Source organism: Imperialibacter sp. EC-SDR9 (assembly GCF_902498805.1).
Taxonomy (GTDB): Bacteria; Bacteroidota; Bacteroidia; order Cytophagales; family Cyclobacteriaceae; genus Imperialibacter.
In genome coordinates, this window is sequence record NZ_LR701586.1 from 26,283 (window position 1) to 46,250 (window position 19,968).

14 protein-coding genes are annotated in these 19,968 nt (G+C 48.9%); 4 read left to right on the forward strand and 10 right to left on the reverse strand.

The genetic code is table 11. The features are described 5' to 3' along the window. Window positions 1-65: 65 nt before the first annotated feature. Window positions 66-1,697: a carboxylesterase/lipase family protein gene (locus GC130_RS14620; protein WP_151999074.1), complete on the reverse strand. Its 1,632-nt coding sequence runs from the start codon at window positions 1,695-1,697 to the stop codon at window positions 66-68. A 177-nt stretch (window positions 1,698-1,874) separates the two neighbouring features. Between GC130_RS14620 and GC130_RS14625 the strand changes: the two genes are divergently transcribed. Then, window positions 1,875-2,561: an NUDIX domain-containing protein gene (locus GC130_RS14625; RefSeq protein ID WP_151999075.1), complete on the forward strand. Its 687-nt coding sequence runs from the start codon at window positions 1,875-1,877 to the stop codon at window positions 2,559-2,561. A 105-nt stretch (window positions 2,562-2,666) separates the two neighbouring features. On the opposite strand, the gene GC130_RS14630 is transcribed toward GC130_RS14625, so the two are convergent. The 4 genes from GC130_RS14630 to GC130_RS14645 form a co-directional block, all read right to left on the reverse strand. Then, the gene (locus tag GC130_RS14630; RefSeq protein ID WP_151999076.1) at window positions 2,667-3,926 is read right to left on the reverse strand and encodes an aminotransferase class V-fold PLP-dependent enzyme; all 1,260 of its coding nucleotides are present in this window, start codon (window positions 3,924-3,926) and stop codon (window positions 2,667-2,669) included. Window positions 3,927-4,063: 137 nt separating this feature from the next. After that, window positions 4,064-7,324 carry a S41 family peptidase gene (locus GC130_RS14635; protein WP_151999077.1) on the reverse strand — a complete coding sequence of 1,087 codons (3,261 nt, stop codon included), beginning with the start codon at window positions 7,322-7,324 and terminating at the stop codon, window positions 4,064-4,066. 182 nt (window positions 7,325-7,506) lie between these two features. Next, a complete protein-coding gene (locus GC130_RS14640; protein ID WP_151999185.1) occupies window positions 7,507-8,373 on the reverse strand; it encodes an alpha/beta hydrolase in 867 nt (288 codons plus the stop codon). 42 nt (window positions 8,374-8,415) lie between these two features. Then, window positions 8,416-8,826 (reverse strand): heme-binding protein, encoded by a 411-nt coding sequence (locus GC130_RS14645; protein WP_151999078.1) that lies wholly within the window; start codon window positions 8,824-8,826, stop codon window positions 8,416-8,418. Window positions 8,827-9,031: 205 nt separating this feature from the next. On the opposite strand from GC130_RS14645, the gene GC130_RS14650 reads away from it, so the two are divergent. Beyond that, on the forward strand, window positions 9,032-10,030 hold the full coding sequence (locus GC130_RS14650; protein WP_151999079.1) for a Gfo/Idh/MocA family protein: 999 nt from the start codon (window positions 9,032-9,034) through the stop codon (window positions 10,028-10,030). 15 nt (window positions 10,031-10,045) lie between these two features. On the opposite strand, the gene GC130_RS14655 is transcribed toward GC130_RS14650, so the two are convergent. From GC130_RS14655 to GC130_RS14675, 5 genes are all read right to left on the reverse strand, one after another. Next, a complete protein-coding gene (locus GC130_RS14655; RefSeq protein WP_151999080.1) occupies window positions 10,046-11,044 on the reverse strand; it encodes an NADP-dependent oxidoreductase in 999 nt (332 codons plus the stop codon). 228 nt (window positions 11,045-11,272) lie between these two features. Beyond that, on the reverse strand, window positions 11,273-11,638 hold the full coding sequence (locus tag GC130_RS14660; protein ID WP_151999081.1) for a cupin domain-containing protein: 366 nt from the start codon (window positions 11,636-11,638) through the stop codon (window positions 11,273-11,275). A gap of 33 nt (window positions 11,639-11,671) precedes the next feature. Then, window positions 11,672-13,390, reverse strand: coding sequence for a beta-xylosidase (locus GC130_RS14665; RefSeq protein WP_151999082.1), 1,719 nt, complete (start codon window positions 13,388-13,390; stop codon window positions 11,672-11,674). Between the two features lie 99 nt (window positions 13,391-13,489). Further along, the gene (locus GC130_RS14670) at window positions 13,490-13,777 is read right to left on the reverse strand and encodes a hypothetical protein (protein WP_151999083.1); all 288 of its coding nucleotides are present in this window, start codon (window positions 13,775-13,777) and stop codon (window positions 13,490-13,492) included. Window positions 13,778-13,864: 87 nt separating this feature from the next. Further along, entirely contained in the window at window positions 13,865-15,292 is a 1,428-nt protein-coding gene (locus GC130_RS14675; RefSeq protein WP_151999084.1) for a sulfatase, read from the reverse strand. Window positions 15,293-15,679: 387 nt separating this feature from the next. Between GC130_RS14675 and GC130_RS14680 the strand changes: the two genes are divergently transcribed. Together GC130_RS14680 and GC130_RS14685 are read left to right on the forward strand one after the other, a co-directional pair. Further along, window positions 15,680-16,762, forward strand: a complete 1,083-nt coding sequence (locus GC130_RS14680; RefSeq protein ID WP_151999085.1) for an efflux RND transporter periplasmic adaptor subunit — start codon at window positions 15,680-15,682, stop codon at window positions 16,760-16,762. Between the two features lie 26 nt (window positions 16,763-16,788). Further along, window positions 16,789-19,965 (forward strand): efflux RND transporter permease subunit, encoded by a 3,177-nt coding sequence (locus tag GC130_RS14685; protein ID WP_151999086.1) that lies wholly within the window; start codon window positions 16,789-16,791, stop codon window positions 19,963-19,965. The last annotated feature ends 3 nt before the right edge of the window (window positions 19,966-19,968 follow it).

Consider the following 19,968-nt stretch of genomic DNA (forward strand, 5'->3'; position numbering starts at 1 on the left):
TTTATCTCTCCAAACCATTAAAGGGGTTACTATGTGTTGTATGGCAGAGTAACCCCCTTAATCACTTAGTTCTTATATGCCTTGTCTAAAAACACGTACCGGGCGTCGTCTTTTGCATCTACTGCTTTGGACTCTACATCGATGATCATGACTGGAGGCGTCGTGTCTTTGGCTTCGGCAGCTGGCCAGTTGGGCACGCCTTCACCATTCGGGTTGCCGGTTTTAATGAAATTGGCAAAGAAGTTTTCCATGGTTTCTGACACTTTGAAGTCGTCGGGCGTCCAGGCATAGTCGTCGACAAGGTAAAGGTTGCCCATGCAGTACTCAATTTCTGAGGCGTGGGAAGCGCCAACTGGTTCTGGCATTTTCGGTGCATTTTCATCTTTCTTCACAGTGCCGCCCGCCAAACCTGAAGCAAGCGTTTGGTCTCTTAGCGGGGGTCTCACTCTGCTGAACAGGTAGCGATACACCGGCTGGTTGCTATTTTTTCTGTGCAGGTCAAACCACTTCCAGGTACTGTAGGAAATGAATCTGTCAGATGCCAGGGCTGTGGCCGAAAGTTCGATCTCTTTTTCTGAGCCATGAGGATACAGCTTGAGTACTTCGCTGTGGGTGTCAGGATAGGCCTCTTTCACCTTTGCCACATAGCTTTCTTCGTTGTAGGGCTTACCTTGCATAAAGGCCATGCCAGGGATTTCTGCAGAATTCCAGCCCAGCAATAAAGGCACCATGGCCTGCTCCTTGGCATTGAAAATCTGAGGGATGGTTTTTGGATAGAAATATCCATCAATGACTGTCGGGAAGCCAAAACGTCGGGATGCCTGGTAAATCTCATATACTTCTTTGGTGCTAAGCGCCCTTAGCTCTTTCAGCGTTGGGTAACCAGCTTTTTGCGCAAACTCCAGTCCCGTTTTTTCAGCTTCAGCCAGGGGAACCGGAGAAAGAGTAGGGTTGATGCCCGCACCGCTTTCTCCGATAGCACCTGCTATCAGGTTTTTCGAAAGGGGAGAGGCCATTTGTGCACTTACCGAAATAGAACCTGCCGACTCGCCGGCGATGGTCACTTTCTTAGGGTCACCGCCAAATGCTGCTATGTTCTTTTGTACCCATTTGAGAGCAGCGTTTTGGTCGAGCAAGCCGTAGTTACCAGAGCCTTTGTAAGGTGACTCAGCACTCAGCTCCGGGTGAGCAAAGAAGCCGAAGATGGCCAGGCGGTAGTTAACGGTAACTACTACTATGCCCTTTTTAGCCATGCTGGCTCCATCGTAGCGTGGCTCAGAGCCATCGCCCGCCACAAAGCCGCCGCCGTAGAAATAAACAAGGACGGGGAGGCCGGTTTCTTTGGCTTTTGCAGGTGACCATACGTTCAGGTAAAGGCAGTCTTCACTGATGCCGTCGGAACGGAAGTTCATGTCGCCGAACACTGCTGCCTGCACGGCACGTGGGCCAAATTTCTTGGTTTGCCTTACACCACTCCAGTTGTCAACAGGCTGCGGAGCCTTCCACCTCAGGTCGCCAACAGGTGGTTTGGCGAAGGGAATGCCGAAGTACATTGATAAGCTGGTAGTCACATCGTAGTTGCCTTCGATGGTGCCATTTTCAGTTTTAGCTTGTACGGGAAAACTATTGTTTTTCTGTGCCATGGCTGTAGCGCTGATCAAACATAGCCACCCCATGAGTAAGGTGAGTTTTTTCATATGTTAGTAGGTGTTTTATTATTGTCTCAATTTGTAACAATAATAAAAGAAGTTTTGGATAACTCCTATTAATTGCCAATTATTGGGAGTGATGAATCAGTGTTGTGGCTATGTTGTGCCCACTGCGAGGTCAGCAGCCGGGCTGGTGGCACGACATTTTACACTCTCTATGCCCAAATGAACCCAAAGGAATTCCTTCCTCATATTGCGTACGATTCGGTGATCTTCGGTTTTTCCGGTGACAAGCTGAAAATCCTGATCATGGAGTATCACAATACGAAGCTGTTTGCTCTACCGGGTGGGTTTGTGCGAACTGATGAGGCACTTAACGATGCCGTGAGGAGGGGGCTGAAGGAGCGGACGGGACTCGACGACATTTTTCTGGAGCAGTTCTATACCTTTGGCGACATGGCCCGTTTCAAGCCAGAGGTGATGAAAACGATCATGCAAGGCCTCAACGACAAGGTGCCTGACGACCATTGGCTGCTCGACCGTTTCATTTCTGTGGCCTATTATGCACTCATCGACTACAAACAGGTGGTACCCCGGCCGGACGCCATTTCTGATTCGTGTACCTGGTACGACGTTGACAGTTTGCCAAAACTGATTTTAGATCATCAAAAAATTGTCGACAAAGCACTTCAAACCCTCAGGCAAAACCTCGACCACAAGCTGACCAACCTGCTACCTGAGAAGTTTACGATGAAAGAACTCCAGTCAGTGTATGAGGCCATTCTTGGTGAAAAGCTGCGTCGCACTACTTTCCAGCGGAAGTTACTGGCGTCGGATCTGCTGGTACGGCATGAGAAGCTGTACAATGGAGGAGCGCACAAAGCGCCGTTTCTTTATTCGTTTGCAAAATAAGCTGAGCTACGGCCACTTGGGCATCTGATGGGCTTTGCCCCATGACCATTCCCGATTTGCCGACGCCTTCTTCCTGCGATCTTCCGTCTTCCTGCGTTTCCGCTCTTAAAGCGTTTCCCCAACAAACTCCAAAAACCTTTCCACTTCCGCTTTCGAGTTGTAGATATGCGTCGATACCCGGATGGCATCGAGATGACTTTCCGGCACCACTCTCAATCGGAAACCGGCTTTGGCACCCAATGTGTTGAATTCCTTGTAGCCAATATTTTTCGGTTTAAATGTGATCATGCAAATACGGGAAGAGGCTTCGGCGGGGGTAAGCAGATCGAGCTTTTGCTTGAGTTGGCTAAGTCCTTCAAACAAAAGCGTTGAAAGCTCCCTTACTCTTGTTTCAATCTTTTCCTTTCCAACGGTAGTATGAAACTCTGCGGAGGCGGCCGCTCCCATGTACATGGGAGTGCTTTGTGAGCCATAGTCGTAGCGATGGGCAGTGGGCACATAGGCCGCCATACTGGGCGGGTTGGTGTACAGGTCCCAGCCTGTGTCGGAATAGGCACCTACCTGATATGCCTGCAAAGTGTCGAGTAGCTCCTCTCTCACATAAAGGAACCCCGTGCCATTCGGCCCAAGCATCCATTTGTGGCACGATGTAGCGTAGAAGTCGCAGCCGAGCTCCTTCAGGTTCAGGTTGAAGGTACCTGCACCATGGGCTCCGTCAATAGCCGTGAAAATGTTTTTGCTACGTGCCCAGGCAGCAATCTCTTTGATGGGCAGCACAAGGCCGGTGGTGCAAGTAATGTGGGGGACGGCAATCACCCTGGTTTTGGGTGTCACCAATGCTTTTATTTTACTCAAGTTTTCGTCTGCCGTGAGCCCCGGTTCGAATGGTTTCAGTACAATGCCGTGCAGTTTGGCCCGGTTGAGCCAGGGTAATGCATTGCCCACATGCTCGTGCAGGGTAACGATGACTTCATCTCCTGCTTTGAGCGGCAATCCCCAGGTAACGATATTGATGCCTTCGGTGGTGTTGTGCGTCAGGCTGAGCTCTTCCGTTTTTACGCCGACAAAGGCTGCCAGTACTTCTCTTGCTTCATCGGTATGGCCGTACTCGCCGGTACCATTGGTTTCATCGAGGTACTTTTTGATGGTGTCAAGCACAGGTGTCGGCGATGGGCCGAAAGTGCCATTGTTGAAGTAGACCCGCTTATCTTGAAGCGGAAAAGCTTTTCTTAATTCAGTCCAGTAGGCCTCGCCCTCGGCTGTTGGGAATTGGAAAGAAGCTGGTGCAGTTGATAGGTATGGTATGGCGGAGATACCGATGGCACTTTGGGAGGCTCGTCGTAGAAAGCTGCGTCTATTGCTCATAACCACTAATTTCTACTCCTTATTTATAACAGACAAGGCTTTATTTTTAAAAGGACTGATTGAAAAGGCGATACAATCGCCAGTTTCATTCCTGCCCGTTGCAAACGGGTAGGAATGAGTGCAAGTGGCCTACCCGGTTATTTATTCTCAAAAGACTTATCAGGATAAGCAGGCACCGGCGGCACTGGCCTCGGGTCTTCTTTGATTTTCTTTTGCAAAAACTCTATCGCTGCTTTCAGCTGAGCATCTTCGCCCTCGAAGGTCGCATGGGGCAGGTTGTCGACCACAATGTCGGGCTCAAAGCCATGGCCTTCCACCAGCCACTTGCCTTCCGGCCCATACACACCCATCATGGGCGCACGGGCAATGCCACCATCGCTCAAAGTGTTGACCCCACTCAGCCAAATTTCCCCACCCCAGGTGCGGGTACCAATGGCTGTGCCCAGCTCCAGTCTTTTGAAGCCATCGGCAAAGGATTCGCCATCCGACGCCGTGTTTTGGTCTACCAGAATCACGATATGCCCTCTGAAAGCGTACTGCATATTCCAGTACGGTTTGCCGGAGCGGCTTTTCCAGTACATCCACGCCTTTCTCAATAGCTTCTCCAGCACAAAGCTTTCGATATTGCCGCCCCGGTTGTGCCGAACATCTATGATCAGGCCCTGTCGGTCAAATACGGGATAAAACTCCCGGTACCATTGCTCAAGGTCGTTGCTGCCCATGGCTTGCAAATGCACATAGCCCACGCTTTTGGCTGTAGCTTTGTCTACTTCCAATCGCCTGGAATACTCCCAGTCCCGGTAGCGAAGGCTGTATGGATTGCTCATAGGTACCACGATCACATCCTTTTCGACCGTGCCACGCTTCACACTCATTCGCACCTGCTTACCGGCCTGGTTACGGATCAGCTCTCCAATGTCCACGGCACTCAAAGCAGCCTTACCATTTACGCTGGTAATGACGTCCCCCACTTTGATGTCGAGATAGGGGTCGTCCAGTGGCGACTTTTCATCAGGATAATCGGGGTCAGCTTTATAAATGTAGTCGATGCTGTAGCCGCCTTTACTATCGTCTCTCGAGAAGATAGCACCGAGGCTGGCCACGACTACATTGAGCTCGTCTTCTCTGGTATCTCCTCCTCTTACACTCGTGTGGAGAGCTGAAAGCTCACCAACAAAGCGGCCAATGAGATCCGAAAGCTCTTCTCTTGTCGTTACCCGATCCACCAAAGGCAGGTATTTGGCATGCATAGCATCCCAGTTGACACCGTGCATGTTTTTATCGTAGAAGTAGTCCCTTTCCATGCGCCAGGCATCAGTAAAGATCTGCTCCCAGTCTTCTTTAGGTGTAATGGCAAACTTCCAGCCGCTGAGGTCGATCTTCTTATCGTTCAAGTCAGCCACCTTACTGGTGCCCGCTTCAACCATGTAGTAATTCCTTTGTTTTACCACCAGCATTTTCTCGCCGTTTCCAGTCAGGTTGAAGCCGTTGATGTCTTCGATCATCGTGACTAGCTTGGGGTCATCGTTGGTGATCTTTACTACGCCAAGGTGCGTTTTGGCGCCAACCCCTGTTTCTCTACTCAGCATGTAAAGGCCTTTCTTTGTCACCTCAAGTCCCCTGTAATTTCCCGGGCTAACGGGCACTTCTTCAATTCTTTGCGTAATGCCGTCTTTGTCTATTTTTATGGCAACCGCAGGTTTGGCTTCTTCTTTCTTATCGCCCTCCTTACTATCAGGCTTGTCTGTTTTAACCGCTAATTCATCGTCAGGACGGAAGGGTGACCTTGTGCCTTTTTGAAGGGATATGTGGTAAATTTTTTCGCTGGCATCAAAATACGGCTCTGGCTGTCTTGCTCCCCAGGGTGAGCCCACCAACGTGGTAAAGCTGCGATCCGATAAGAAATAGATGAATTTACCATCGAGGCTCCAGGCAGGCCAAAGACTGTTGGCTCTGTCAGTAGTAATAGGAAAGGTATCGCCCGTATCAACATTGGATACAAAAATCTGATCCATCGTATTGTCGGCCGACTGTACAAAGGCTATCCATTTGCTGTCGGGAGACCACGAAAACATGCCGATGCCTTCTTCGCCGGTTGAGATTCTTTTGCTGACTCCCGTTGCCAGATTCAGGATAAACATATGCCTCTCCAGGTCGTCGTAAGCCAGCCATTTTCCGTCGGGCGATGGCGTCCCTTTGTATCTTAGCACGGTGCCGTCTTTCGTGATAGCTTTCTGGGCACCAATGCCATTGGCAGGCATACTGATAAATTCAAATTCACCACTTTCGTCGGAAAGGGTGTAAATATTCTTGCCGTCGGCGGAGAAAACGGCATCTCTGTACCGAACGTCTTTTTTGTCAGTGAACTCCACTGTTCTGCCCGATTTCACCGGAACAGCGAAGACCCGCCCTCTGGCCGTGATCACAATTTTGTCTCCTTCCTTGTCAGGTGAAACAGAACTGATGTACTGAGCTGGATTGTCTACCCATCTTTCCCTGAGCTGATCCAGGTCCGTGGGAATCCTGATGTCGATTTTGGTTTGCGTATCGTCAGGAATGCTATAGTGCCAGATGTCGGCGCCCCATTGGTAAACAATGTGCCCATTATGGAGGCCAGCATCCCGAACGTCAAAGTTTTCGTGTGTGGTGTGCTGAGTCAGGCCGCCACCGTTTTCGTCGATCGACCATATATTCATGGTGCCGTCTCTGTCCGTGATGAAATAAACACGTCCATCGTACCACATGGGGTGGTGGCTTTCGCCTGCATAGCCGAGCGTAAGCTGAACTGCCTCCGGGCTTCCTTCGGTATATTTCCAAATCTGGCGGGCGGTGCCCCCTTTGTACCTCTTGGTCACATTGCCGTGGTACGATGGTCTCACGAAGAATACCGTTTTGCCTGTGGTGTCGAAAGATGCTTCGCTAGCCTGCGCAAGTGGCACTCTCGACTTCTTTTTGGTGGCAGGGTCAATGGTTACCAGCTGACGATCAGGAAGGGTAGCGTAGGCCCGGGTGTCGTACACCACCTTTCCGTCGGGCGTCCAGCAGTTCATAGTGGAGGCATCGCCCTCATAAGTCCAGCGGGTGGGTAAGCCACCGGAGATGGGCATGGTGTAAATCTCCTGCGGTCCTTCGTAGCTGGCAGAAAAGGCGATGGTAGTGCCGTCGGGAGAAATGGCAGCGTCCGTTTCTTCTTCAGCATGAGTGGTGAGTCGTTGTGCCAGCCCTCCTGTCAGCGGCACCGTCCAGATGTCTCCCTCAGCAGTGAAAACGACTGTGTTGTTGTGGATATTGGGAAAGCGGTAGTAGCCTTCAACGCCCTGGGCAAAAAGAGCAGTTTGTAGGAGAAGTAGGGAAAGTGCTAAAAAAGAGAATAGCTGCTTATTCAATTGGGGCTTCATAGGAATGGTCTTTTTGGGTTGAATGTAACAAGAACTCTAATCTGGAAGATACAGGGCTTCCAGTATTTAAATGCCTTTTGGAGGCTGCGTTACGCATTATACAACGTGACAATTTAGTACTTTCAATCAGAAAGCATTCTCCATTTATGTATTTGAATGCCTCTTTGCAGTGCTTGCCCCGACTACTTCAAAACCTCCTTCAAAAACGCCACCATCTTTTCAGTAAACTCCGGCTTGTCATACTCCTGCGTGCCGTGGCCAGCGCCATACACCACTTCAAACTGCACCTTCACGTGATTTGCCTCGCAAGCACCCACCAGCTCCAGCGACTGGTTGATCGGTACCTGAATATCCTGTTCACCATGCGCAATGAATATCGCTGGGTCGGTAGGATCAACCTGATAAACAGGGCTGGCCAGCTTTGCCAGGTCTGGCACTTGTTCTACGGGCTTGCCCAGCAGGAGAGCCAGTGCTGGTGCCCGCACACTGATGCCGTGTGGGGTTGACTGGCTCAGGATAGTGGTAAAGTTGGTGGGGCCATATAGGTCAATGGTTGCCTGCACGTCGGAGCTTGTGGTCAGGAAGTCGCCAAGAGTACCTTCCAGCTCCTTGTTTCCATTAGTAGTGCCGATTAATGCAGCCAGGTGCCCACCTGCGGAGGAGCCCGCCACGATGATTTTGTCAGACCTGTACCCGTATTTTTTGGCGTTAGCCCTCAGGTAGCGAATGGCAGCCTTGACATCGTGCGCCATGGCCGGAAAGGGTGCCTCCACGCTCAGTCGGTAGTCGACACTTGCCAGGGCATAACCATTTTCGAGCAGCCCTTTGGGTGGGTTTTCTTTTGAACCCGAATGCCAGGCGCCTCCATGCACCCACACCACAAGGTAAGGGTTAGGTGAGTTTTCAGGCAGGTAAATATCGACCAGCAGGTTTCTGTCCCCCGCTGTTGCGTACACAAGGTCTTTGTACTGCCGTCCGACAACCAGCTGCGTGGATAGAAGTAGCAGCAGCGCTGTTACCAGGGTTGTTTGTGTGGTATACTTTCTCATCATGTTGCAGATTAGCAGTTCATTTCTATTTCTGGATGGGACTTATGGGAAAACAGCGGCTATAGCTTCTTCCGCTATTCTTTCATCTTCCGATTCGGTGAGTCCGCTGATGCCGATGCCACCAATTACTTTTTCATTTTGGACAATTGGGAGGCCACCACCAAAGCCGGTAATGCCAGTATCGGTCCAGTAGCCTTGTTCACGATTGACGGTGCGCATAAATTCTCCCATGGACCTGGTTGATTTCCAGTCCCTGGCGCTGGTGTAAGCCTTACTTTGGGCGATTTGGGCTGTGGCTGGATTGGCGCCGTCCATGCGAAGAAAGGAGATGAGCTCCCCTTCCGTACCGGTTATGGCCACAGCGATGTTTTTATCAATTTCTTTGGCCAGCTCTACGGCTTTTGCAACGAGCTTGAGGGCTTCTTCCGCACTTACTTTCTGAATCGTATGCATTTACACTTAGTGAGTTTAAGTTATTTGTGTCTTTTATGCGGTAAGCCCTGAAAATAGGCATAATATTAAACATTTGCCCGAGCCTTTGAGTCAAAGGTGTGTGGGACGTGCCACCGTCCTGCCATTGAGCCGACCGGATTTTCATTATCAGCCTGAAGTGGTTATTATTGTCTGAAACGATATTTTCCACAAGTCATCAATAACAATGACAAAGCAAAAAGTTAGATGGGGCATTATCAGCACCGCCAAAATTGGAATGACCAAGGTGGTCCCCGGCATCCAAAAAAGTGAGTTTTGCGACGTAGTGGCGATCAGCTCCAGAAACCAGTCTGCTGCTGATGAGGCGGCTAAGAAACTAGGCATACCGAGGGCCCATGGCTCCTACGAAGCGCTGCTGGCCGACCCTGAGGTAGATGCCGTTTACAACCCTTTGCCCAATCACTTGCATGTGGAATGGACGATCAAGGCCATAGAAGCTGGCAAACATGTGCTTTGCGAAAAGCCGGTGGGCATGAATGCCAAAGAAGCTGAGCGATTATTGGCGGTAAGCAAAAAGCATCCCCAGCTCAGGGTAATGGAGGCCTTTATGTATCGATTCCATCCTCAGTGGGTCAAAGCGAAGGAGCTGGTGAAGTCGGGCGCCATTGGGGAAGCCAAAGTGGTGCAATCTTTCTTTTCTTACTACAATGTTGATCCCAACAATGTCCGCAACCAGGCCGATATTGGTGGTGGAGGACTGATGGACATTGGCTGCTACTGCATTTCGTTTCCCAGGTTCCTTTTTAGTGAAGAACCAACAAGGGCTGTGGGGCTGTTGGATTTTGATCCGGTGATGAAAACGGACAGAATAGCTTCGGGGATACTCGATTTTTCAGGTGGAAAATCAGCCACCTTCACGTGCTCTACGCAACTCATGCCGTATCAGCGCTGTATAGTGTTTGGTACTGAGGGTTATGTGGAAATAGAAATACCAGCCAATGCACCGCCCGACACTCCCTGTCGCATCTGGCTGGTGACGAAGGAAAAAAAGGAAGAAATCATGCTCCCTGTTGCTGACCAGTATACCTGTCAGGCTGATGTTTTTGCGAAGGCCATACTCGACAACAAACCAGTACCGACACCCCTGGAAGATGCCGTTAACAACATGAAGGTGATTGATGCTATTTTCGAAAGTGGTAAAAGCAAAAGTTGGGTGACGATTTGATCACCCACTTTTCTGCTAAGCCTTCACTAACATTTTACCAGTATTGTGTCCTTTAAACAAGCCCAATAGCGCTGTTGGTAGCTGATCGAATCCATCAATAATCGTTTCAGTCGTTTTTAGCTTGCCTTCTTTTACCCACTGCGCCAGGTGTTTGAATCCTTCAGGGTATTTGTCTTGAAAATTGAAAACGATAAAGCCCTGCATAAGCACACTTCTTGTGAGTAACATGGGCTGGATACGGGGCCCCATGGCCATTTCGGTATTGTTGTACAGCGAAATCTGCCCGCACAGCGGAATGCGAGCGTGAAAGTTGATATTGCTGATGACTGCATCTGAGATAGGGCCTCCCACGTTGTCAAAATAGATATCGACCCCATTGGGACATGACTCTTTTATGGCCAATCGCATGTTGGGCGTGGTTTTGTAGTTGATCGCTTCGTCAAAGCCAAACTCTTTTTTGATCAGCGCCACCTTTTCGTCTGTGCCGGCGATGCCCACTACTCTACAGCCATGGATATTGGCCATTTGGCCAACGAGCACTCCCACTGCGCCTGCCGCACCCGACACCACCACCGTTTCTCCCGCCTTCGGCTTCCCAATATGCATAAGACCGAAATAGGCGGTGAGTCCGGGCATTCCCAAAATACCCAGGTAGTAGCTGGCTGGTGCAATCGTCGTGTCAACTTTCCTTAATTCCTTCTCAGTCGCAACGATCTGCTGTGCCCATGAAAGCATGCCCAGCACCACATCTCCTTCTTTGAAAAGGTCAGACTTGCTTGAAAGTACCTTGGCAACTACTCCACCGTAAAACGGCTTGCCTACCTCAAAGGGTGGGGCATACGACTTGGCATCACTCATACGGCCACGCATGTAGGGGTCGACCGAGTAGTACAATCCCTGCAGAAGTACCTGGCCTGCCTGAAGTGCGGGCACCTCTGTGGTTTCAAACCTGAAAGTGTCTTTGGTGGGGGTGCCAACGGGTCTGGCGGCCAGAACGATTTGTTGCGTAGTCATGCTTGAGTGTTTGAAGGTAAAGGTATAAGAAAAGCGGTGATTCGATGAACGCTCACCCACCTACTGAGACTTCAGTTCTTGAACAGTCTAGCGGGATTATGCTTTTTGGTGATCGTATTCACCAAAAAGCATAACTATTGGTGAATACGATCACCAAAAGTCATGTTTTGTACCCGAAACACACCCAACGATTAGCCTTCACTGAAAACGGCAGGATATTGTAGTCGCTTAAATCTTTTCAATCTTCTCCCTTGTAAGTTCACCGGGATTGTTTCCTGTGTTAACGGTTGCAGCAGGCTCAAACAGCATCACGGAAACTTCTTGTTCAGCCACTGGTCGGTGCTCCACTCCTCTGGGCACAATAAGGAATTCATTTTCGTGGATCATGATGGTTTTGTCCCTGAATTCCATTTTCAGCTCCCCTTTGATCACGTAAAACAATTCGTCTTCGTCGTCGTGCTTGTGCCACACAAACTCACCGAGGAGTTTAGCCAGTTTCACATGCTGGCCATTGAGCTCGCCCACAATGCGTGGATGCCAGTGGTCAGAGAATAGAGAGAGCTTTTGATTGATATTGACCAGGTTATTTTTCATCAGAAAAGTTGGAGACAGATTTCTTTGACAAATTTACCACTCTAGCTTCAACAGAGAAATGCCTTGCCTTGGCAGCTTCATGCTGATGGTAAGTTTTTTGTTTTTCACATCCACCCACTCAGGTGAGCCATATAGTTTAAGCTGTCCTGCTTCTTCAAGGGTTGCCATTTGTTCGCTTGTAGGGTTTTGCGGACTTCCCATCTCTTTCCACTCTGTGTAAGAGTTGCTATGCTCCTGATCAATTCGGTAGTGGGTAAACAAGATTCTTCCATCTGCTGGAAAACCCTCGATGTTTATTTTAACGGGAGAGTCTTCCACCTCCAGGTCATTGGTATCGTGATAGTTCCAAACCATTACTGTTGCTATGTCGTCCGATTTCGATGCCAACGCATTGACATCAGGAGCCAGACCTCTCACACTTTCGTCTCTTACCTTCAGGTAGTTGTAGCTCAGGTTGTCCTGACTTACTTCCACCCTGTTGCCTTCCATCATTCCGAACATGCGGAAGGTGTTTAGCACTGGCTTATCGACACCATTTGTAGCCATGTCTCTGAAACCGGCAAACCAGGGCTGCTCCTCAAATTCGAAACCCCACGTGATGGCACCAAGGAGGTTGACGCCGTGGTGTTTGGCAAGGTCGTATTTTCTGGCAAAAGCGGCCGCTGTATAGGCCGCATACATGGTGCCGTTGCGGTAAGCATTGTGAGGGTAGTCGGCTTCTGAGCAGGCTGCACACCCTTCGGGATCCGACTCGCCAATCAAAATCGGCAGGTGTTTGAGAGTCGGGTAGGAGGCCACAACTTCAAACCCTTTGTCGATATCACGCAGCTGGGTGCCAATGTTCATTTGCACCATGCCGTCCACTACTTTCGGGCTGCCTTTCGCATGGAACGAAATAAAGTCCAGAGGAGAGCCGGTTTTGCCAGTCACGTAGTTTTTACCGAACACTACATGATCGAGAAATGTCCGGAGAAACTCTTCGGCTTTGTCCCAGCCCGGGCCTGTGGTTTCCGGGCCACCTACTTTGGCTGTTGGCAGTGCTCGTTTTACGGCATCGGCACTGTAGTCATACAGCTTGATATACTCCTCGATGGTTCCCTGCCAGTAGCCGATATTGGGCTCATTCCAAAGCTCCCAGTACCAGCTTTCCACTTCTTCTTTTCCATACCGATCCACACAGTGAGTTACCCACTGGTAAACCAGCTCAGCCCACTTTTTATAGTCTTTAGGCGGATAAGCCCAGCCTGTGTAAATGTCGTTGTACTCTGCGCCGGGCTTCCAGTAATGCCGATAAGGCTCAGGTTTGCTCGAAAGTGCCTGTGGCATGAAACCAATTTGAGCAAAAGGCTTCATACCCCGTTCTATGTAGGTGTCAAATATCCTGTCGACGATGGTCCAGTCGTAGATAGGTCTCCCCTTTTTGTCTTCAGTATAGGCATTGGTAGAGCCCCATTTCAATCCGTAAGTGCCTTCGCCTGTTACCAGCAAACTATGTGCTCTTACATACACTGGTACCTTGCTCAGCTTCGCTATTTCCGAAAGCAGCTTTTGCCCATCTTTCATATACGTGTAATTGGGCTCGTCGTACCCCCACCACGCCCATATTGGATCCAGCACACCCATTTGTTTCGTTAAGTCGATCTGGATGGTTACAGGTTCAACGGTGTATTGGGCGAAGGAATGATAGGTGGAAATAGAGAAGAGGAGGAAGCATACTGGCTTCCACAAAACCAATGATTTTGATGTGGTCATTAGAAGAGGCGTTGGATGTAGCAGTCAGCCCAATGTAAACAAAAATACTGGCTTGCTGTAGCTACAACTGCACAAAGCTAAGATTGACTGAATTTTCAATCAGAAAAGAAGGAAGTAAAAAGCCAGGCTGATTGCGGTCACAGTTGCCACCAGCAGCATTCTTTTTTTACTAGTACGTTGCTTATCATCAACCGCCAGTTGTGCTCTCAGGGATGCGAGGTATTGAGCGCTTGCCTTTCTATAAACAGGAGCCTTTCTGGAAATGATGGTATCGGTGATATAAGCCGTGTCGAAGTTTTTGTAAGGCCCGGCACCTTTTCCTTTCAGGAGTGATCTATTGTTCCTGAGGGTTTTAATTGCATCGATGGCAAAACCTGCGCCGTGCATAGGGAGTGAGGTTGTTTCTTCTTTTAACGGCGCAAGATTGCTTCAGGTTGCCGGCTTGGCATGAAGGAAAATAGCCTCTGTTGCCATCTATTTTCCTCCCGGAAACCATTCCCCATCAAAAGCGCTTCTTAGCTCCTTTAATCTTTCATCATACTCCGGGTCAGTCGTAAAATGAGTCATTTCGTAGGGGTCTTTGTTAAGGTCGATCAGGTTTTCCTCGATCCCGACTACGTCGTAACGCAGGTATTTGAGACCGTCTTCAGACACCACCATCTTTCCTACCTGGCTCTCTACGCCAAGATGCTCCCGCCAGTCCACTTCTTTTCCTTCAAGCAAAGGCCGAAGGCTTCTTCCTCTGGGATCTGATTTCCCGACTATGCCTGCATAGTCGCACAGCGTTGGCAGCAGGTCGAGTCCATTGGATATCAGGTGGACTCTATCGACCTGTGCCGCCGGAATCTGGCCTTTCCACATAGCCAGAAAGGGGACGTTGGCCGACTCTTCATACAGCAGGCTTTTATGCTCCAGCCGGTGTGAAGCATCCATTTCGCCATGGTCGCTGGAGAGCATAACTAAGGTATTTTCTTCCTGTCCGCTTGCCTTCAGTGCATCCAAAATTGTTTGAATCTGCCTGTCAACCATCTCCGTTAGGCGGTGGTAGGCCCAGCGGTGCATACGCCATTGCTTTTCGGTATAGTGGTCACGGGCCTGCTTCTGAAAATTTCTTTGATCAACCCGCCAGCTAATGGCGGCCGGTTCGTCTTCCTGAGGTTCAAAATTAGGTGGGAGTGGAGGGCAATGCTTGCTAAAAAACTTTTCTTCACTTACACCCTCAGGCAGCTTTAGCGCCTCATCAAGTGTGGCTAATTCTGTTTCGCCAATTTCGAGGAGCCTCTTTTCCTGCTGTGTTTCGGCAAAATCCCGAATGGCCATGTAGCAAATGTCGTGCGGATTGATCAGCGACACCACCATAAAGTAAGGCTTTTCATGGGGCGTGGAAATGTACTTTGCTGCCTCCAGGGCCAGCTCGTCTCGCTCATCGTTTGTGATGTCGGTGAAGCCAAGGGCTTCAGGTGTAAGTGACTTTGGCAGGTGTTCCTTTCCGCCAAACACCAGGTCGTATCCGGCCGCTTTCAGATAAGCGGCTATGGTAGTGTTTTTCACGTCTACCGACACGTCAGGGATCCTCATGGCTCCAACATTCTCCCGAACCGGCTGACCATTGGCGTCATTGAAGTAGCCCGGAAATCTGCCAGTAATCATGCTTACTCGTGAAGGTGTGCAAACCGGGTTGGTCACATAGGCCCGGGTAAACCTAATGCCATTGTTGGCGATATAGTCCATGGCTGGCGTCTTCAGCCACTGGTTGCCGGCGCAGCTCATCATGCTGGCATTTTGCTGATCGGTGTAGATATAGATGATGTTCGGTTTTTGACTAACCTTTTCTGATTCGCTGCTGCACCCATAAAGGGCGATGGCAAGTATCCCTATGGCGAGCTTTCTTATTTTATCCATTTTGTCAAACTGTATGCGAGTGGTAAATTTTTTGTAAGAACCGCTTTGAGGAAGGTGCTGGCAACAAGAACAGTGACCTGGTTTTTCGATGTATTTTTCACTGTTTTTCGAGTCTTATTACTGACAAACCAATATAATCAATTGCATAAAGCAACCGGGTAGTTTTTCAAATTTTGTGCAAGCTTGCTGGTTAACTTTTTACAAATCCTCACTATTGGGTGCTGTTTTTTGCACGATTAACAACCTCCTGCAAGGCTTTTTTTAAATCTTCAGCAAAACTTCAGAATTACTCCCAAAATACTTCAGAATCAGTAGATGACTTTTGTCCAGTCAAAAGCGGCAACTGAAACAATTAATTTTTTGGAGAATCAAGAACGCAAAATTATTATGAATAAAACACTCATGTTCGTGGGTTTGTGTGTGCTGTTGTGTTACACAAGCTGTGAATCGCACAAAGAAAAAAAGGAGGAAGAAACTAAATTTTTAGTGACTAGTCCGTTGAGGATGGACACAACTGTTACAAAAGATTACGTGTGTCAAATTCGGTCAGTCCAGCACATTGAACTGAGGGCACTTGAAAAAGGCTATTTGCAAAAAATATACGTGGACGAAGGGCAGCGAGTAAAAAGGGGGCAGTTAATGTTCCAGATAATGCCCAAATTGTATGAAGCGGAGCTCCAAAAGGCACAAGCTGAGGCCAGTTTTGTCGAAATTGAGTATCAAAACACAAAGCGACTGGCAGAAAGTAATGTAGTAGCGCCAAATGAACTGGCGTTGGCCAAAGCCAAGTATGATAAGGCAATGGCTGAGGTATCGCTGGCTGAAGTTCACCTGGGGTTCACCCAAATCAGAGCACCATTTGATGGGCTTATGGATCGCTTTCATGTAAGGCAGGGCAGCCTTGTCGACGAGGGAGACCTATTGACAAACCTTTCGGACAATAGCAAAATGTGGGTCTACTTTAATGTTCCGGAAGCGGAGTACCTGGAATACGAATCCAGCGTTAAGTCTGACGAAAAAATGGAAGTGGGTCTTTTGATGGCTAATAACCGTCTGTTCAGCCACAGAGGCGTAGTGGAAACCATTGAGGCGGACTTTAACAACGAAACCGGCAATATTGCTTTCAGAGCAACCTTCCCGAACCCCAATGGATTACTCAGACATGGCGAGACAGGCAATATACAAGTGACGGTAGACCTTAAGGGTGCCCTCCTTATCCCTCAGAAGTCGACTTTCGAAATCCTTGACAAAAGATATGTTTATGTGATCGATGAGGAGCATAAGATCAGATCAAGGGCAATAACCATTTCAGCCGAAATGCCGCACATTTATGCCGTTCAGAGCGGGTTGGAAGTAAACGATAAAATCCTTCTGGAAGGACTGAGGTTGGTCAGAGAAAATCAGGAAATAAGTTTTGAGTTCAAGGATCCGGCAGAAGTACTGTCGCATTTAACGCTCTATGCGGAATAATCAGGCATCCTTAAAATCGAGAAGAAATGTTTAGTAATATAATTCATAGGCCCGTTTTTGCCATTGTAATTTCGGTCATTATCGTTTTTGTAGGTTCGCTGGCTATTAAGCAGCTACCTATCTCGCAATTTCCCCAAATTGCCCCAACAACCGTAAGTATTTTTATTGCTTACCCAGGTTCCAGTGCCGACGTGCTGGTTAAGTCGACGCTCATTACCCTGGAAAACTCCATCAACGGTGTTCAGGGCATGAGGTACATGACCACCGATGCCACCAGTGCTGGCGAAGCTACAGTCACCATCATCTTTGAACCAGGTACAGATCCCAACCAGGCGGTTATCCGGGTGAAGACAAGGGTGGATCAGGTGATGCCTCTTTTGCCCGCACTTGTGCAACGTGAAGGGGTTATCATCACACCCATCCAACCCAGTATGTTAATGTATGTGAACCTCTACAGTACTGAGGAAGGATTGGATGAAAAATTTCTGTACAACTACGCCAACGTTAAAATGATTCCTGAAATAAACAGGATCAATGGTGTGGCCAGAACGCAGATATTGGGTAGCCGCACCTATGCTATGCGGGTGTGGCTCAACCCTGACCGTATGAGGGCCTACAATATCTCCATTGAGGAAGTAATGGAGGCTCTTGCCGAGCAAAGCATTATTGGTCGTCCGGGAAGAATAGGACAGAGTTCAGGTATCGCTGCGCAGTCGTTAGAATACGTACTCACATACAAAGGCCGGTACAACAAGCCGGAAGAATATGAGCAAATCATTGTTCGGGCGAATGCTGAAGGTGAAAGCATACACCTGAAGGACATTGCCACAATTGAGCTGGGTAGCGAGTTTTTTGACATTTATTCTAACCTGGATGGGCACCCTTCTGCGGCTATTGTATTGAAGCAGAACTACGGCAGTAATGCCAGTGAAGTTATTGCTGAGGTGAAGGCGAAGCTTGAAGAGATGAGAGTCAGTTTCCCTCCCGGAGTGGACTACAAAATCAGTTATGACGTATCTAAATTTTTGGATGCCTCTATTGAGCAGGTAACACATACTTTGCGGGATGCCTTTATCCTGGTGGCCCTGGTAGTGTTTGTATTCCTTGGCGACTGGCGCTCCACGCTCATACCGATTCTGGCTGTTCCGGTATCCCTTATCGGCGCATTCTTTGTTATCCAGTTTTTTGGGCTGTCCATCAACCTGGTGACACTGTTTGCACTTGTGTTGGCCATTGGTATAGTGGTGGATGATGCCATTGTGGTGGTGGAGGCTGTGCACGCCAAAATGGAAGAGGAGCACCTTTCGCCTTACAATGCTGTGAAAAAAGTAATGGGGGAGATCAGTGGAGCGATTATCGCCATCACCATGGTAATGGTGTCGGTGTTTCTGCCTATTTCGTTTATGACGGGTCCGGTAGGTACGTTTTATCGGCAATTCTCCATTACGATGGCCAGCTCCATTGTGATTTCGGCGGTGATAGCACTTACACTTACACCGGTATTGTGCGCCATGCTGCTGAAGAATACGCACGGGCAACCCAGAAAGAGAACGCTGATGAACAGGGCACTCGATAGTTTCAACAGCGGCTTCGAAAAAGTGACAGGCAAATACACGGGCTTGCTAAGGCTGATAGTCAACAGAAGAGCCCTTACTTTCATCATTTTGGGAGTTTTCTGCGCAGGTATATTCTTTGAAAATGAAATTCTACCGGCTGGATTTATCCCCAGTGAGGACCAGGGTACTATTTACGCCATCATCCAAACACCTCCCGGTGCCACACTGGAAAGAACCAATCAGGTGTCTCAGCAGCTTCAGAAAATTTGCGAGGAAATTGATGGCGTGGAATCCGTTTCTTCGTTGGCTGGCTATGAGATCATGACAGAAGGCCGGGGTTCGAACGCCGGTACTTGTTTGATCAACCTAAAACCCTGGTCGGAGCGGGAACATTCGGTGAAAGAGATCATGGAAGAGCTGGAAGAGGAGTCGAAAGGCCTTGGAGCTATTGTCGAATTCTTCGAACCGCCTGCTATCCCCGGGTTTGGATCTTCAGGAGGCTTTTCCATGCGTTTGCTCGATAAAACTACAGACACCGACTACCAGGAGTTTGATAAAATAAACAAGGAGTTCATGGATAACCTGGACAAGCGTCCGGAGCTCACTGGTTTGTTTACCTTTTTCGCCGCTAACTATCCTCAGTACGAGCTGTTGATAGACAACGAACTGGCCATGCAAAAGGGCGTTTCTATCGGCAAAGCGATGGAAAACCTGAACATACTTATAGGAAGTACCTACGAGCAAGGGTTTATCAGGTTCGACAGGTTTTTCAAAGTGTATGTTCAATCTGCGCCTGAGTTTAGAAGACTTCCCTCCGATGTTTTGAACTTGTTTGTCAAGAATGACCGGGAGGAAATGGTGCCTTATTCATCGTTCATGACGCTTGAGAAGAAGCAGGGGCCTAACGAGATTACCCGCTACAACATGTACAACTCGGCTGCCATAAGAGGGCTGCCTGCTGAGGGGTATACAACCGCCGATGCTATCCAGGCCATTACTGAAGTGGCGGCCCAAACGTTGCCGAAAGGGTATGACATCGCCTGGGAAGGTCTTTCTTACGATGAATCAAAAAGAGGGAATGAAGCACTGTACGTCTTTATCATCGTAGTGTTGTTTGTCTACTTTGTGCTGGCAGCTCAGTACGAAAGCTTCCTTTTGCCTCTGGCAGTAATATTCTCCCTGCCTGTCGGGGTGTTTGGCTCCTTCCTGTTCCTTAAGGTAATGGGGTTGGACAACGATATTTATGCACAGATTGGTCTCATTATGCTGGTAGGCTTGCTGGGTAAAAATGCCGTGTTGATTGTGGAATTTGCTGTTCAGAAGCGCCGACATGGAGCAACTATTTTTGAAGCAGCCATTGAAGGTGCCAGGGTGCGTTTCCGGCCTATCCTGATGACATCATTTGCCTTCATTGCCGGTTTGATTCCTCTGGTGATTGCCACGGGTGCTGGTGCCATAGGTAACCGAACCATTGGCTCTTCGGCCCTCGGCGGTATGCTCTTTGGAACCATATTCGGTGTGATCATCATTCCGGGACTGTACTATATTTTCGGAAAACTGGCGGACGGCCGTCAGCTGATCAGGGATGAATACGACAGGCCTCTGAGTGAGGAGCCCCAACACAAACATTCGAAAGAAATAAATTGATTA

Coding starts and splice junctions, on each gene's coding strand:
- GC130_RS14645 (WP_151999078.1), bottom strand. CDS start 8,826: ATGCATACGATTCAGAAAGTAAGTGCGGAAGAAGCCCTCAAGCTCGTT.
- GC130_RS14675 (WP_151999084.1), bottom strand. CDS start 15,292: ATGGATAAAATAAGAAAGCTCGCCATAGGGATACTTGCCATCGCCCTT.
- GC130_RS14660 (WP_151999081.1), bottom strand. CDS start 11,638: ATGAAAAATAACCTGGTCAATATCAATCAAAAGCTCTCTCTATTCTCT.
- GC130_RS14680 (WP_151999085.1), top strand. CDS start 15,680: ATGAATAAAACACTCATGTTCGTGGGTTTGTGTGTGCTGTTGTGTTAC.
- GC130_RS14625 (WP_151999075.1), top strand. CDS start 1,875: ATGAACCCAAAGGAATTCCTTCCTCATATTGCGTACGATTCGGTGATC.
- GC130_RS14685 (WP_151999086.1), top strand. CDS start 16,789: ATGTTTAGTAATATAATTCATAGGCCCGTTTTTGCCATTGTAATTTCG.
- GC130_RS14620 (WP_151999074.1), bottom strand. CDS start 1,697: ATGAAAAAACTCACCTTACTCATGGGGTGGCTATGTTTGATCAGCGCT.
- GC130_RS14640 (WP_151999185.1), bottom strand. CDS start 8,373: ATGAGAAAGTATACCACACAAACAACCCTGGTAACAGCGCTGCTGCTA.
- GC130_RS14630 (WP_151999076.1), bottom strand. CDS start 3,926: ATGAGCAATAGACGCAGCTTTCTACGACGAGCCTCCCAAAGTGCCATC.
- GC130_RS14670 (WP_151999083.1), bottom strand. CDS start 13,777: ATGCACGGCGCAGGTTTTGCCATCGATGCAATTAAAACCCTCAGGAAC.
- GC130_RS14655 (WP_151999080.1), bottom strand. CDS start 11,044: ATGACTACGCAACAAATCGTTCTGGCCGCCAGACCCGTTGGCACCCCC.
- GC130_RS14635 (WP_151999077.1), bottom strand. CDS start 7,324: ATGAAGCCCCAATTGAATAAGCAGCTATTCTCTTTTTTAGCACTTTCC.
- GC130_RS14665 (WP_151999082.1), bottom strand. CDS start 13,390: ATGACCACATCAAAATCATTGGTTTTGTGGAAGCCAGTATGCTTCCTC.
- GC130_RS14650 (WP_151999079.1), top strand. CDS start 9,032: ATGACAAAGCAAAAAGTTAGATGGGGCATTATCAGCACCGCCAAAATT.